Below are 14161 nucleotides of genomic sequence, written 5' to 3'. Positions count from 1 at the left end.
TAGGATTCGGTTGCAAAGCCAACCCCATCACCTCAACCGCGAACGCCACGCCCGCCATGACCGACGATACGATTCTGCCCTTCTCGTTTCCAGCCGTTCACGCCAAGAAAGTCACAGCTGCCTTCGATGGCGGTCGGCTGACCTCGAACGGGGGCGTGATGCTTCTGGCGATGGCCGAGCGGCGTCTCGGCTTGGCCGACAATCTGGCCCGGGTGTTCCCGGATCGGCGCGATCCGACGCGGGTCGTGCACAGCCTTGTCGATATGTTCCGCGCGCGCATGTTCGCGATCTGCTGCGGCTACGAGGACGCCGACGACCTCGATCATCTGCGGTCCGATCCCGCATTCAAGCTGGCCTGCGGACGGCTGCCGGACACGGGTCGCGATCTGTGTTCCCAACCGACGCTGTCGCGGCTGGAGAATGCTCCGCGCCTGCGCGACGTGATCCGACTGACCTACACTTTGGTCGACGCATGGATGGATAGCTACCCGCGCGAGCCGGCATCCGTCACGCTCGACATCGATGATACCTGCGATGTCGTCCACGGCCATCAGCAGCTCTCGCTGTTCAACGCTCATTATGACGAACGCTGCTTCCTGCCGATCCACGTCTACGACACGGAGAAGAGCCGGCCCGTGGCGGTCGTGTTGCGGCCCGGCAAGACGCCGGGCGGCGTCGAGGTGCGTGCCCATCTGCGCCGCCTGATACGGCATATCCGGACGCGGTGGCACAACACGCGAATTACGTTCCGTGGCGACGGGCACTATGCCCGGCCGGAGGCAATGGCGTGGTGCGAGACCAACGGCATCGACTACATCTTCGGTCTGTCCGGCACCAAGCCGCTCGCCAGAAAACTCGACGAGGCCGCCGACGACATCCGCACGCGACGCGCCATCGAGAACCTGCCGGTTCTGCGCGGCTATACCGAGACGCGCCACAAGGCCAAGTCCTGGGATCGCGAACGGCGTACCGTCGCCCGTATTGAGGCGACGATGCTCGGCCTCGACATCCGTTTCGTCGTCACCAGCCTCGATGTCGGCTCGGCCGAGTGGATCTACGACAGCCTGTATTGCGCACGCGGCCAAGCCGAGAATCTGATCAAGCTGCATAAGACACAGCTCGCCTCCGATCGCACCAGCTGCCGTTCGGCGCTCGCCAATCAAGTCCGCCTCGTTCTCCACACCGCCGCTTATTGGCTGATGCTGACCGTGCGCGACGCGATTCCCAAAGCCCGGGAATTGGCCACAGCCGAGTTCGCGACGCTGCGTCTTCGTCTCTTGAAACTCGCTGCCCGTGTCGTCGAGACCACGAGCCGCATTCGCCTTGCGTTTGCCGCGGCATGTCCCGAAGCCGACCTGATCCGCGGCTTGCCAGGCGCGCTGCTGCCGCTCGGTCCTTGACCGGCGGGGCGTCCGCCCCCCCGTTCGCCCAACCCATCCCTCAAGCGCGTTGCAAAGTACCGGTCGTCAGGCGGTGAAAAGCCGAAGGCAATCCTGTGCGCCTCGTCAGAGCAGATGTGCGGCCACATCAATCGGACTAAAAAAAAGCACTCTCACGAATAGGACGGGCTAGCGCCGAGTCGGCCGAGTTCGGCCACAAGTCCTCGGTGCGGAAGGCTACGTCGTAGGTCGGCTCGTCCGCGGCTTCTACCCCGTGGGCGTGCGCATCGGGGAACGGATATCGCGGAGATTCGCTGACCACGATGCCGGGCTTTCCTCGGATATAGCCAGGCATCCGGACATGTCCGGCGAAAAAGTCGTTCTTGACGCGGACGCGGTCGCCCCGCTGAAAGGTCTCGCGGTCGGGCAGGTTGGTGCGGCCGGGTGCGCTGGGCTCGGAAAGAGGCACAGCTCCCTGAGCCAGGTGCTCCAGCTCCTCGCGGCTTACGATGCCCTTCTCGACGCATAGGGTCAGCAGGCTGGTCAGCGATCGCTCATAGTAGCTGGCCGAAAGATAATAGCGCGCCGGCATGCGCTCGATCGCATGACGGTACTCGTCCATGTTGAAGATACCGCGCCGGACGGCCATGCCGTACAGCGCGTTAACTCGCTTTTCCCACGCGGCGTGGAACGCCGGGGCGCCGGGCGCGTAGCGTATCGTTCCGAAACCCTGGCGGCCGCCGAGATCGTGAATGCCGTCCATCGTTCACCTCATTTCGCAGGGGACATTACAGCCGCGCGACGCCAATCATGGATTCCTTCGTCACGATCTCGATCAGCTTGTCTTCCGGCCAGCCGATCGTCTCCGGCGGTTGGACCGGAATGACCATGTAGCGGGTATCGGCCGTCGTATCCCAGACGCGAATCTCGATTTCGGGCGGCAAGTCGAGCCCCATTTCACGCAGCACCGTGCGTGACTCGCGGACTGCGCGGGCGCGGTAGTCGAGATCCTTGTACCAGTCCGGCGGCAGGCCAATGATGGTGAAGGCCGTGCAAGAACACAGCGTGCAGACGATGACGTTGTGGACGGTGTCAGAGTTCTCAAGCGCGACCAGATGCCGATGGTGCGCCGGCATGCTCAGACCCAGTTCGGCGACGGCATCCTTGCCGTTGGCAAACAGACGCTGACGGAAGGCGGGATCCGTCCACGCTTTGGCGACGACCCGGCCGCCATTTCGCGGTACCCATTCTTCTTCGGCCGCATGGGTCATGGTCTCAATGAAAGGCTTGGGCTCCATGCCCCGCTGTTCGAAGACGGCTTCGATTGCGGCGCCCCGGTTCTCGACGGGGGCAACTTGCGACGGGCGGGACTGGGTATTCATGGGGCTTGCCTCCGACTAACGTCCGAAACGACGACCAAGATTGACACAATGGACACGCCCTTACCAGCCTCGGGACAGGGAAGCCGGCGGGCAAACTAACGCGGGTTTCCGCAATCGCGTAGAAGTGTTCGCAACTCGCGTATCGGTGGAAAGACCTCCTGATTCCAGTCGGCACCTTGTTCGTCGAACGCGGCCTGCTCCATTTCGACGATCTCGCAATCCTCGGCGAAGACGCGATCGGTGAACCAGGCGAGGACCGGCCACGCCAGATCGAGCACTCCGGGAATTTTGGGCTTACGCACCGACAGCACGATAAAGGTCCGGTTGCGGCGCTGTTTGGCATCGACGGGCGTGTACCCCAGCCACACGCTCAAAACTGGCTTGTCATCGCGGGTCCACATGCGGAGCGTTTGGTAGGGATAGTCCGTCCGCACCGTCATGAGGTCACGCGCTGTGCGGGCGCTGCCGCGCAGGCTCCCGACAATCACGGTCTCGCCGAGCGGCGGCTTCTGATCCGGACGAGCGAAGCTGTAGTCGACCTCCATCCAACCGTCGCCCTTACGGCTGGCAAGATAGCGAGGCGTCACCTTTCCCGTGGTGCGGCGGTGCAGGAACTGATGGTTCATATCCATCAGGTTCTCGTGCATGAAGGTGTAGTGGCAGCGGACGATCTTGCCGAACCGACGGCTCCTGTATCCCGGCTCGGCAGCGTGCCCGATTTGTGCGAGCGGATCGGCCGCCGGCGCGGTGCCCGGCCAGACAAAAATGATGCCATTGCTCTCGAAGCAAGGATAGGACCTAACGCCATTTGGCAGCTTGCCCTTGCCGAGATAGGGCACGTCGACGCATTGGCCCGAGCCGTCGTAGCGCCAGCCGTGATAGCAGCAGCGCACGGTGCAGCCATCAACGGTACCTTTCGAGAGCGGAACCTGGCGATGTGCGCATCGGTCTTCCAGCGCAAACACATCGCCTTTGACGGGGCGAACCAGCACGATGGGCTCGCCTGCAAAATGCCCCGCGAAAGTCTTGCCGGGCTTTAGTTCATGCGACCACGCGATCGGGTACCAATAATCCGGATGGGATCCGACCTTTCGGAGGTCGGAATGCGAGCCGGTTGCCTCAACGTTGAGATTTCCAACTGTCATTGCCTGATCAAGCGGCTCCTGTCGGTCCCAGATGCATGGTCATGATCTGTTCGGGTGTCTCGGTGACTTCGACACGCTCGGCATCGCCGCCGACGAAGGCGAGGATGGTTCGCTCGCCGTCGCGCCACATGCTGCCGACCAGGGCGATGTTGATGTGGACGGGGTTGTTCGTTTTGTGCCGCGTACATTCGATCCAGAAGCGCATCGGTGACCTCAATGAGATGATGGAGCGCGCGATGTATCCGCGCGCTCCGGGAGCATGCCTCAGGAGGCGTGCCGCATTTCACGCGCGGCCGCCACCATGTTGACGAGGGCAGGGCGCACCTCTTCCCATTTGCGGGTCTTCAGGCCGCAATCCGGATTGATCCAGAGCTGGGAGTCGGTCAGCCGCTTGCGCGCGAGCGCGAGCAGTTCGGCCATTTCGCGGACCTCCGGAACGCGCGGCGAGTGGATGTCGTAGACACCCGGACCGATCTCGTTCGGGTATTTGTAGGTCTTGAAGGCGTCCAGCAATTCCATCTTGGAGCGCGACGTTTCTATCGAGATCACGTCCGCATCCATGGCACCGATCGCGTCAATGATGTCATTGACCTCCGAGTAGCACATGTGTGTGTGGATCTGGGTCTCGTCGGTCACGCCGGTTGAGCAGATTCGGAAGCTTTCGACGGCCCAGTCGAGATAGGTCTTCCATTCCGACTTCCGCAGCGGCAGGCCCTCGCGCAGGGCCGCTTCGTCGATCTGGATCATTTTGGCGCCGGCCTTTTCGAGGTCGGTCACTTCGTCCCGGATCGCGAGCGCGATCTGACGGCACGCCTCGCTGCGCGGGACGTCGTCGCGGACGAACGACCAGTTCAGGATGGTGACCGGTCCGGTGAGCATCGCCTTCATCGGCTTCTGGGTCAGTGACTGCGCGTAACGCCACCATTCGACCGTCATCGGCTTGGGGCGAGAAACATCCCCGAACAGGATCGGCGGGCGGACATAGCGCGAGCCGTACGACTGGACCCAGCCGTGCTTGGTGAAGGTGAAGCCCGAAAGCTGCTCACCGAAGTATTGCACCATGTCATTGCGCTCGAATTCGCCATGCACCAGCACGTCGAGGCCGATTTCCTCCTGCCAGCGAACGGCGCGGGCGGTTTCTTCCTTGAGGAATTGCTCATACTGCGCGTCGCTCATCGCACCCTTGCCATGGGCGGCCCGCGCATTGCGGACTTCCGTGGTCTGCGGGAACGAGCCGATCGTCGTGGTCGGGAACGCTGGCAGCCCGAACCGTGCGCGCTGCAAACCGGCGCGCTTCGTGAAGACGTTCTGGCGCCGGCGCATGGCATCGTCGATCGCCGCCATCCGCTTCGCCACGTCGGCATTGTGAATTTTCGACGACGTCTCGCGCGAGCGAGCCGCGGCGTCCGATGTTGCCAGCGCATCGGCGACCTTGTCACGGCCACCGGCGAGCGCCGTGCCCAGGGTGGCCAGTTCGGCGATCTTCTGCACCGAGAAGGCAAGCCAGCTCTTCACGTCCGGGTCGAGGCTGGTTTCCTGTCCGAGGTCGATCGGGACATGCAGCAGCGAACAGGAGGGGGCGATCTGCACCCGGTCCTGGCCGAGCTTGGCGACCGCCGGTTCCAGCCGCTTCAGCAAGGCGGAAAGATTGGAGCGCCAGATATTGCGACCGTCGATCGCACCGAGCGACAGGGTCATTACCTTCGGTGCGGCGCTGACGATCTTGTCGAGTTGCTCCGGCGCGCGCACAAGGTCGATGTGAAGTCCGGCGACCGGCAGCGATAGCGCGGTATCGGCGTTGTCGCCCAGGCTGCCGAAATAGCTGGCGAGCATGATCTTCAGGCCCGGCACCATTTCCGCCAAGAGCGCGTAAGTCATTTGAAGCGCGCCTTGGGTTTCGCGGTCTGCGTCTAGCACCAGGCACGGTTCGTCGATCTGCACCCATTCGCAGCCTTCGGCGACGAGTTGCTGCAAAAGCTTGACGTAAACCGGCAGCAGGACTGGCAGCAGAGACAGCGGGTTGAGTGCCGCATCCTTGCTCTTGCCAAGCCTAAGGAACGTCACCGGTCCGAGCAGGACGGGCCGGGTCTTGTAACCCAGCGCCTTGGCTTCCCGATATTCGTCGACCGCCTTGGAGGAGGACACCTTGAAGATCTGGCCGGCGCTGAATTCGGGCACCATGTAGTGGTAGTTGGTGTCGAACCACTTCGTCATTTCCTGCGCTGGCACGCCATGCGACGCGCCGTGCGCGTGATGCGAGTGGCCGCAACTGGCATCGTGATCGGAGCCTTGCGCGCCGCGGGCCATCGCAAAATAGGTTGCCAGCGACACATCGCCGCCTTTCCAACCGTACACTTCCGGAATGGCGCCGACCATCACGCTGGTGTCGAGCACCTGATCGTAGAACGAGAAATCGTTTGAGGGGATGACGCTGACGCCGAGCGACTTTTGGCGGGCCCAGTTGGCGGCGCGCAGGCCGACCGCCGTTTCACGCAGGGCTTGTTCGCTGGATTTGCCGGACCAGAAGCTTTCCAGCGCCATCTTGAGTTCGCGGCGCGGTCCGATACGCGGCGTTCCGAGTGTTGCGACGGGAAGTGAAGAAATAGACATGGCTTACCCCGATGTTGGGGGCGCAGGCCACGTGACACGCCTGGACTCCGGGCGAAAGGTGGCGCGAGGAGTCGCAATCGCACCACCGAGACACCCCGCCCGAGTACGTTCTGTTGTCGAGGCAGGTCTCCTGGCTCACGGGTCAGTGCTGTTGTCCGGCCTTCCCGAAGCCCTTTCGGGCCTCAGTGGTTTTGTTGGACAACAACTCGCCGCTTACAGTTGCGGGGGCAGCGCCGGCATTGAACCGGCTTCCCTCTTAGCTCCGGGCCAAACGAGCCCGCAGAACCACGACAGCACAGGAGTTAAGGTCAAGTCCGACCGCAGTCAATGACCGTGATCAAAAACACCCTGGTATTGCTCAATCACCCGTTACCGGCGGCTTGTCCTCAAACTCGTAGAATTGGGTACCGATTTCGATCGGTTCGCGGCCTTGGCGGCGGCGGTGTTGGTTGGTGTCCCGGAGCGAATAGACGCACCCGCAATATTCCTGCTGGTAGAACGCCTCGCGCTTGCTGATCTCGATCATACGGCTGGAGCCGCCGCCCTTGCGCCAGGTATTGTCCCTGACGACAATCCCTCGTAAGGCACGACGGCCCGTTGGCCGCTGTCGCTGATCTTCGCCATGTTCTTCCAGCGCGAGATACCAAGCGAACTCGTCATGACACTAAAGCCGTGTTCTTGCGCATATAGCGCGGTGCGCTCGAAACGCTTGTCAAAGCACATGGAGCACCTGCGCCCGCGCTCCGGATCCCACTCCATGCCCTTGGCGCGGGCGAACCAGTTGTCCTTGTCGTAGTCAGCATCGACGAACAGCACGCCGTGTTTCTCCGCAAAGCGCACGTTCTCATCTTTGCGCAGCAGATACTCGCGTTCGGGATGGATGTTCGGGTTGTAGAAGAAAATCGTGTAGTCGATCCCCGAGGCCAGCATCGCCTCCATGACTTCGCCAGAGCAGGGTGCGCAGCACGAATGCAGCAACACTTTCTTGTGCCCATGCGGCGGCGTGAGGACCGCTCTGACGAAATCGTTCATGGCTTCCGGCTACGCCCGTATAGCGTCTCAGAAACAAGGTCTATTTCGAGCCCATAGCCCGCTGCGGCATCCCTTCGGGAATGATGGTCTGTACGATCGACGCATCCAATGCCTCGTAGTCGTACAATCCAATGGTGGCATACAGCTCAGCGCGAGTTTGCATGTGGTCGACCACCTTATGGGTGCCGCCATCGCGTGCGATCGCTGCGTAAAGCTGCTGTTGCGCCTTGTTGGCAACCCGCAGCGACGAGACCGGCCAGATCACCATCGAATAACCCATCTCCTCGAACTCGGACGCGGTGAAAAAGGGCGTCTTGCCGAACTCAGTCATGTTCGCGAGCAGGGGAACGCCGGGCATCCGCTCGGCGAACGCGCGGAACATCTCGGCGGTGTTGAGCGCTTCCGGGAAAATCGCGTCCGCGCCGGCCTCGATATAGAGCTTGGCTCGCGCGACGGCACCATCGAGCCCTTCGCTGGCGGCGGCGTCGGTTCGGGCAACAATGACGAGATCACGGCGCGCCTTCGCGGCCGCGGCCACCTTGGCCGCCATGTCGTGAGCGTCGGCCAGCTTCTTGTCGTTGAGGTGACCGCATTTCTTCGGGAGAAGCTGATCCTCGATATGAACGGCGCCAGCGCCGGCTTCCTCGAAGGTCCGCACCATGTGCATGACGTTGAGGGCCTCGCCATAGCCAGTATCACCGTCTACCAGAAGCGGCAGCCCCGAGGCGCGGACGATCTGGCGGACGAAGAATGCGACCTCGTCAACGGTAATGATGCCAAGATCGGGCAAGCCCATCGACGCCGTCATGGCGGCTCCGGAGAGGTAAAGACCAGTAAAGCCCGCTTCGCGTGCCTGGATCGCCGACATGCCGTTATGGGCGCCGGGCAGGCGCAGAATGCCCGGACGCTGCAACAACGCGCGAAAGCGATGACCGGCCGTTTCCCTCGGCAGCTCCGATGCGACGAGATATGGCACTGGCGTCTCCTTATGCCGCCCGCACGGTCGAAGCCGGTGCATCCCGAGCTTCAAGCGCTACGTAGGTGCGGTTCTCTGGGCCGACATAATTAGCAGCCGGCCGGATGATCTTGTTGTCGAGCCGCTGCTCGATCACATGTGCGGCCCAACCCGATGTTCTGGAAATCACGAAAAGCGGCGTGAACATCGCGGTCGGAACGCCCATCGCATGGTAGGACACGGCGCTGAACCAGTCCAGATTGGCGAACATGCGCTTCGTGTCGGCCATCACGGCCTCAATGCGATCGGCAATCTCGAACATGCGCATGCTGCCGGCCTCGGTACTGAGCTCGCGCGCCACCTGCTTGATCACCTTGTTGCGAGGATCGGAGATCGTATAGACGGGATGGCCGAACCCGATCACGACTTCCTTGGCCTCGATCCGGCGGCGGATATCCGCCTCGGCTTCGTCGGGGGTCGCGTAGCGCTTCTGAACCTCGAAGGCGACTTCGTTGGCGCCGCCATGCTTAGGACCGCGTAGCGCACCGATCGCGCCGGTCACCGCCGAATACAAGTCAGCACCGGTGCCGGCGATCGAGCGCGCCGTGAAGGTAGAAGCGTTGAACTCATGCTCGGCATAGAGGTTGAGCGAGGTATGCATCGCGCGTTCATGAGAAGCCGAGGGCCGCTTTCCATGCAGCAGATGCAGGAAATGGGCACCAATCGAGTCGTCGTCGGTCTCGACTTCGATCCGGCGGCCGTTGTGGGCGTAGTGGTGCCAGTACAGCAGCATCGATCCGAGCGAGGCCATCAGGCGGTCGGCGATGTCGCGTGCGCCGGGCATGTTGTGGTCATGGCTCTCCGGGAGCACGCAACCAAGCGCCGAGACGCCGGAGCGCATGACGTCCATCGGATGGGCTGCGGCTGGCAATTGCTCCAGCGTGTTGAGCACCGCGCGCGGCAGGCCGCGCAGTGCTTTCAGCTTGGCCTTGTAATTGGCAAGTTCTGCGCGGGTCGGCAGGCTGCTGTGCACCAGCAGATGGGCGATCTCCTCGAATTCACAGACGCCGGCGACATCCAGGATGTCGTAGCCGCGATAATGCAGGTCATTACCGCTGCGGCCGACGCTGCAAAGCGCCGTATTGCCGGCGACGACGCCGGAGAGGGCAACGGATTTCTTGGGTGCGGGTTTCACTTCAGTCATGGTGTCCTCCTATGATCCTGCCGCGCGTCGCGCCGCGGTCTGTGTGTCCGGTTTCCAGTCGAAGATTCCGTGGCTGGCAGGCGCGCCGAGCCGTGAGGCGTCGACGGAGAATGTCAGTTCCGACAATTCACCGGCGCGCAGCGACGGCAGCCGTTCCACGGCGGCGAGGAAGCGATCCTGTTCGGCGGTTGCGATCACGCCTTCGGCGAGGGTGCGGAACTTGCGGATATAGTCCGGCCGCTTAAACGGACGCGCGCCCAGCGGATGCGCGTCAGCAACCGCGAGTTCGTCGCTGATGGTCGAGCCGCCCTTCAGCTTGATGATAACGCGCCCGCCGAAAGCCTTCTCCTTGGGATCGTGGCTGTGATAGCGCCGGGTCCACTCGGGATCCTCGACGGTCGAAATCTTGTGCCAGAGTTCGACGGTCGACGGACGGGCCGCGCGTTCGGGCGCGTAGGATTTTTCGTGGTGCCAGCCGCCGTCTTCGAGCGCGACCGCGAAGATGTACATGATGGAATGGTCGAGGGTTTCGCGGCTGGCTTTCGGGTCCATCTTCTGCGGATCGTTCGCGCCGGTGCCGATCACGTAATGGGTGTGATGGCTGGTGTGGATGACGATGCTTTCGATGGCGGCGAGATCGCCGATCTTGGGGCCCATCCGCCGAGCCAGATCGATCAGCGCCTGGCTCTGATACTCCGCCGAATACTCTTTGGTGTAGGTGTCGAGGATAGCGCGCTTCAGTTCGCCCTGCTGCGGTAGCGGCACGATGTATTCGGCCTTCGGGCCTGAGAGCAGCCAGGCAATGAAGCCGTCTTCGCCTTCCCATGCCGCCGAGGGGGCGCCTTCGCCGCGCATGACGCGGTCGACCGCCTCGATCGCCATCTTTCCGGCGAACGCTGGGGCAAAGGCTTTCCAGCTCGAAATCTCACCCTTGCGCGACTGACGGGTGGTGGTGGTGACGTGCAGCGCCTGCTGCACGGCCTGATAGATTGTCTCGGTCGGCAGCCCGAGCAGCGCGCCGATACCGACGGCTGCCGACGGACCGAGATGGGCGATATGATCGATCTTGTGCTCGTGCAGGCAGATGCCCTTCACCAGATCGACCTGGGTTTCATAACCCGCAGCCAACCCGCGCAGCAGGTCCTCGCCTGAAGCGTCGCAATGCTGGCCGACGGCGAGTACCGGCGGGATATTGTCGCCGGGATGCGAATAGTCGGCCGCGAGAAACGTGTCGTGGAAATCCAGTTCGCGGACGGCGACGCCGTTTGCCCACGCTGCCCATTCCGGCGAATACTTCTGGCTGCTCGGCAAGCCAAAGATGGTTGTGCCCGGCTGTCGCGGGTGCGCTTCGGCCTGGGCGCGGGCGCTGACGACCGGGTGCCGCGCGATCGAAGCGGCCGCGACGGCGGCGTTGTCGATAATGCGGTTGCCGATCATGTCGACGACGGGGTCTTCGATTCGGACCGGATCGGAGGCAACGGACGCGATTTTCCACGCCAGTTGATCGGCGCGGTCGAGATGTTCTGCGGACTTGTAGGTACGGACCTTGTGGTGCTTCACGAAACGGCTTCCTTTGGCGTGCGGTGGCTTATTGGTTCGATAGCGGCGGGACGCCCGTCGGCGTCAACGGCAACCATCTCGAACGTTCCTCGAATGACGGATTGGCGCTGACCGCTCATCAGGTTCTCGCGCACCATCTCGACGGCAACCGTCATCGAACTTCTGCCGACGCGGTCGACGCGGGCAATCAGCTCAATCAATTCGCCAACCCGGATCGGCTCGTGGAATTCGATCTTGTCAGATGTGGCCATGACGACGTTCCGGCGGGCGCGACGGGTGGCGGCAACAAAGGCGGCCTTGCCCATCAGGCTCAACGCATTGCCGCCGAACAGCGTGTTGTAGTGATTGGCGAGGTCGGGAAACACGATTTCGACAAATCGTGTTTCACCGGAGGGACTGGTCTTGAGAGCATGTGCCGGCATGGGAATGTCCAAAGGGCTTGCTATTCAGCAGAGACTTCGCAATATCTGCAAAGTCCATCGCTCGAAAGGGCTGAAAAAGCGTAGTTTTGCGTAAGGTTTCTCCTCGATTTGCAAAGTTTGCAAAGGCGCCGGCATGAAAAAGACCTTCATGGGTGTACGGCTGAAGCGCCTCCGGGAGGAGCGCCGGCTCACCCAGGCTGCCCTCGCAGACAAGCTCGGCATCTCGCTAAGCTACCTGAACCAGATGGAGAATAATCAGCGGCCGCTGACGCTGCCGGTCTTGCTTGCGCTGAACTCGGCCTTCGGTCTCGATCTACAGATGTTTGCCGAAGGCGACGAGGCGCGGTTGATGTCCGACCTCAAGGAAGTGCTCTCCGACCCATCCCTCGGAGAGACCATCGCCACCGCCGAAGTGCGGGAAATAGCGCTCAACATGCCAGCGGTCGGTCGCGCGCTGGTGGGGCTGCATCGCAGGTCGCGACAGGCGGTAGAGCAGGCTGCCGTGCTGGCGACGCGACTTGGGGAAGACAGGCAAGCGGATGCGGCCATGCTGCCCTCGACGGCATTTGAGGAGGTCCGCGACTTCTTCTACGCCAATCACAACTACATCGCCGAACTGGACGAGGCCGCCGAGCAGATTGCCCTCAAGATCAATCTGAAAGCAGGGCAGGCGGCATCGACGCTCGCTTCCCATCTCGAAACTGACTTCGGTGTGCGCATCGTGATCGATGGCGTCGACGATATCGCTGCGGGGCCCCAGAGACGGTTCGACGCTGAAGCAAGGACGCTGCATCTGTCGTCACGTCTGCGGCCCGGACAACGCGCGTTCCAACTGGGCACACAGATCGCTATGCTGTCGTTCGATCGCGAGCTGCAGGCACTGGTCGATAAGGCCGGTCTTACCAGCAAGGAGGCGCGGGGCCTTGCCCGCATCGGCCTCGCCAACTATTTCGCCGGCGCGCTGGTGCTCCCGTATGCGTTTTTTCTCGAACAGGCCGAGCGAAGGCGCTACGACGTCGAACTTCTGACTCAACAATTTGACGTCGGATTTGAGACCATCTGTCACCGGTTGAGCACCTTGCAGCGTCCAAACGAGCGCGGCGTTCCGTTTTTCTTCATTCGGGTCGATCGCGCCGGTAACATCTCAAAGCGTCAGTCTGCGACCGATTTCCACTTCTCCCGCGTGGGTGGAACGTGCCCGCTCTGGAATGTCTACGAAGCGTTTGCCAACCCAGGCAGAATACTTACCCAACTCGCGCGAATGCCGGACGAGCGAACATACCTCTGGATCGCGCGAACCGTTTCGCATGGTCGAGGCGGATATCTGGCGCCCGCGAAAACATTCGCCGTGGCCCTAGTACCTACTGTTCTTAAAGCGTGAGTCGTGATTCAAGGTCGGGATGATACCCGAAGCAAGAGAAGTCCACCTTTCGAGGAAAGATCGCAAGGTGCTTGAGGCGTGTTGCCGCTCCCCGGTGACGTTGCAGCGCGATTTGAAGCGGGCGCGGATAGTTCTGTTGGCGGCGGATGGACGCAGCACTCGGTCGATCGCCAAGGAAGTTGGGGTCCAGCCGCGGATTGTCAGCCTTTGGCGGCATCGCTATGCCGACCAAGGCCTTGAAGGGCTGCAAGACAAGCCGCGACCGGGCAAGCAGCCAATCTATACGAAGGCCACCGACAAGCGGATTCTGAAGCTGCTGGACAAGCCGCCGCCGGACGGGTTCGCACGCTGGACCGGGCCCCTGCTGGCCGGGGCGCTGGGCGATGTTGACGTCCAATATGTCTGGCGGTTCCTGCGCAGCCACAAGATTGACCTCGCGGCTCGTAAGTCCTGGTGTGAGAGCAACGACCCGAACTTTACGGCCAAAGCCGCCGATGTTGTCGGCCTCTATGTCGCCCCGCCCGCGAAGGCCATTGTGCTGTGCGTGGACGAGAAGCCCTCGATCCAGGCTTTGGAGCGAGCGCAGGGTTATCTGAAGTTGCCCAATGGCCGCGCCTTGACCGGCCAGAGCCACGATTACAAGCGGCATGGCACCACAACATTGTTTGCGGCGCTCGAAGTCGCCACCGGAAAGATCATCGCGGCGCATTCAAAACGCCGACGCCGCGTCGAGTTTCTCGACTTCATGAACAGCGTCACCGCGGCTTTTCCGAACCGGAAGCTTCACGTCATCCTCGACAACCTCAACACCCACAAGAAGAACGAGCATTGGCTCAAGGCCCACCCCAACGTGCAATTTCATTTCACGCCGACAAGTGCGTCTTGGCTCAATCAGGTCGAGGTATGGTTTTCGATCTTGCAGGGGCAGTCGCTCAGCGGCACCTCCTTCACAAGCCTCACGCAGCTTCAGGAGCACATCGATGCCTACGTCAACGCATACAACGACAGAGCCGAGCCCTTCGTCTGGACCAAGAAAAAGGTCCGTCAACGCCGTTTCAAAGGCCGCCGTATCACTCAGCTCTGATTCTGGG

12 protein-coding genes, 1 pseudogene and 1 riboswitch are annotated in these 14161 nt (G+C 62.1%); of the genes and pseudogenes, 3 read left to right on the top strand and 10 right to left on the bottom strand.

Going from position 1 to position 14161, the window contains the following annotated elements:
* The first annotated feature begins 56 nt into the window (after positions 1-56).
* Positions 57-1400, top strand: coding sequence for an IS1380-like element ISBdi2 family transposase (locus tag HAP54_RS48620; RefSeq protein ID WP_166204320.1), 1344 nt, complete (start codon positions 57-59; stop codon positions 1398-1400).
* A gap of 136 nt (positions 1401-1536) precedes the next feature.
* Here the strand turns inward: HAP54_RS48620 and HAP54_RS48615 are convergent, their stop codons facing one another.
* From HAP54_RS48615 to HAP54_RS48570, 10 genes and pseudogenes are all read right to left on the bottom strand, one after another.
* A complete protein-coding gene (locus HAP54_RS48615) occupies positions 1537-2142 on the bottom strand; it encodes an SH3-like domain-containing protein (RefSeq protein WP_166298289.1) in 606 nt (201 codons plus the stop codon).
* 25 nt (positions 2143-2167) lie between these two features.
* On the bottom strand, positions 2168-2761 hold the full coding sequence (locus HAP54_RS48610; RefSeq protein ID WP_166298288.1) for a nitrile hydratase subunit alpha: 594 nt from the start codon (positions 2759-2761) through the stop codon (positions 2168-2170).
* A 95-nt stretch (positions 2762-2856) separates the two neighbouring features.
* A complete protein-coding gene (locus HAP54_RS48605) occupies positions 2857-3906 on the bottom strand; it encodes an aromatic ring-hydroxylating oxygenase subunit alpha (protein ID WP_166298287.1) in 1050 nt (349 codons plus the stop codon).
* Positions 3907-3913: 7 nt separating this feature from the next.
* Positions 3914-4111, bottom strand: coding sequence for a hypothetical protein (locus HAP54_RS48600; RefSeq protein ID WP_166298286.1), 198 nt, complete (start codon positions 4109-4111; stop codon positions 3914-3916).
* Between the two features lie 59 nt (positions 4112-4170).
* The gene (metE, locus tag HAP54_RS48595) at positions 4171-6516 is read right to left on the bottom strand and encodes a 5-methyltetrahydropteroyltriglutamate--homocysteine S-methyltransferase (RefSeq protein ID WP_166298285.1); all 2346 of its coding nucleotides are present in this window, start codon (positions 6514-6516) and stop codon (positions 4171-4173) included.
* A gap of 103 nt (positions 6517-6619) precedes the next feature.
* Positions 6620-6821, bottom strand: a riboswitch (cobalamin riboswitch).
* A gap of 53 nt (positions 6822-6874) precedes the next feature.
* Positions 6875-7548: pseudogene (locus HAP54_RS48590) on the bottom strand (epoxyqueuosine reductase QueH).
* 40 nt (positions 7549-7588) lie between these two features.
* The gene (gene prpB, locus HAP54_RS48585) at positions 7589-8524 is read right to left on the bottom strand and encodes a methylisocitrate lyase (protein ID WP_166298284.1); all 936 of its coding nucleotides are present in this window, start codon (positions 8522-8524) and stop codon (positions 7589-7591) included.
* Positions 8525-8534: 10 nt separating this feature from the next.
* On the bottom strand, positions 8535-9707 hold the full coding sequence (gene prpC / locus HAP54_RS48580; protein ID WP_166298283.1) for a bifunctional 2-methylcitrate synthase/citrate synthase: 1173 nt from the start codon (positions 9705-9707) through the stop codon (positions 8535-8537).
* 9 nt (positions 9708-9716) lie between these two features.
* Entirely contained in the window at positions 9717-11267 is a 1551-nt protein-coding gene (locus HAP54_RS48575) for an MmgE/PrpD family protein (RefSeq protein ID WP_166298282.1), read from the bottom strand.
* Complete coding sequence (locus HAP54_RS48570) at positions 11264-11689, bottom strand: acyl-CoA thioesterase (RefSeq protein WP_166298281.1); 426 nt, start codon at positions 11687-11689, stop codon at positions 11264-11266. The genes HAP54_RS48575 and HAP54_RS48570 overlap by 4 nt, the downstream gene beginning before the upstream one ends.
* 133 nt (positions 11690-11822) lie before the next feature.
* Between HAP54_RS48570 and HAP54_RS48565 the strand changes: the two genes are divergently transcribed.
* Entirely contained in the window at positions 11823-13070 is a 1248-nt protein-coding gene (locus HAP54_RS48565; RefSeq protein ID WP_166298280.1) for a short-chain fatty acyl-CoA regulator family protein, read from the top strand.
* A 19-nt stretch (positions 13071-13089) separates the two neighbouring features.
* Positions 13090-14154, top strand: a complete 1065-nt coding sequence (locus HAP54_RS48560; protein WP_166204319.1) for an IS630 family transposase — start codon at positions 13090-13092, stop codon at positions 14152-14154.
* Positions 14155-14161: the final 7 nt, after the last annotated feature.

The sequence above is a fragment of the Bradyrhizobium sp. 2S1 genome (assembly GCF_011516625.5).
Lineage (GTDB): Bacteria > Pseudomonadota > Alphaproteobacteria > Rhizobiales > Xanthobacteraceae > Bradyrhizobium > Bradyrhizobium septentrionale.
The sequence above is the reverse complement of the archived record's forward strand: the minus strand, read 5'-3'. Positions and strand labels throughout refer to the sequence as shown.

Excerpts from the sequence above, each read along its gene's own strand:
- HAP54_RS48620 (WP_166204320.1), top strand. The coding sequence starts at position 57 with ATGACCGACGATACGATTCTGCCCTTCTCGTTTCCAGCCGTTCACGCC.
- HAP54_RS48615 (WP_166298289.1), bottom strand. The coding sequence starts at position 2,142 with ATGGACGGCATTCACGATCTCGGCGGCCGCCAGGGTTTCGGAACGATA.
- HAP54_RS48610 (WP_166298288.1), bottom strand. The coding sequence starts at position 2,761 with ATGAATACCCAGTCCCGCCCGTCGCAAGTTGCCCCCGTCGAGAACCGG.
- HAP54_RS48605 (WP_166298287.1), bottom strand. The coding sequence starts at position 3,906 with ATGACAGTTGGAAATCTCAACGTTGAGGCAACCGGCTCGCATTCCGAC.
- HAP54_RS48600 (WP_166298286.1), bottom strand. The coding sequence starts at position 4,111 with ATGCGCTTCTGGATCGAATGTACGCGGCACAAAACGAACAACCCCGTC.
- metE (WP_166298285.1), bottom strand. The coding sequence starts at position 6,516 with ATGTCTATTTCTTCACTTCCCGTCGCAACACTCGGAACGCCGCGTATC.
- prpC (WP_166298283.1), bottom strand. The coding sequence starts at position 9,707 with ATGACTGAAGTGAAACCCGCACCCAAGAAATCCGTTGCCCTCTCCGGC.
- HAP54_RS48570 (WP_166298281.1), bottom strand. The coding sequence starts at position 11,689 with ATGCCGGCACATGCTCTCAAGACCAGTCCCTCCGGTGAAACACGATTT.
- HAP54_RS48565 (WP_166298280.1), top strand. The coding sequence starts at position 11,823 with ATGAAAAAGACCTTCATGGGTGTACGGCTGAAGCGCCTCCGGGAGGAG.
- HAP54_RS48560 (WP_166204319.1), top strand. The coding sequence starts at position 13,090 with ATGATACCCGAAGCAAGAGAAGTCCACCTTTCGAGGAAAGATCGCAAG.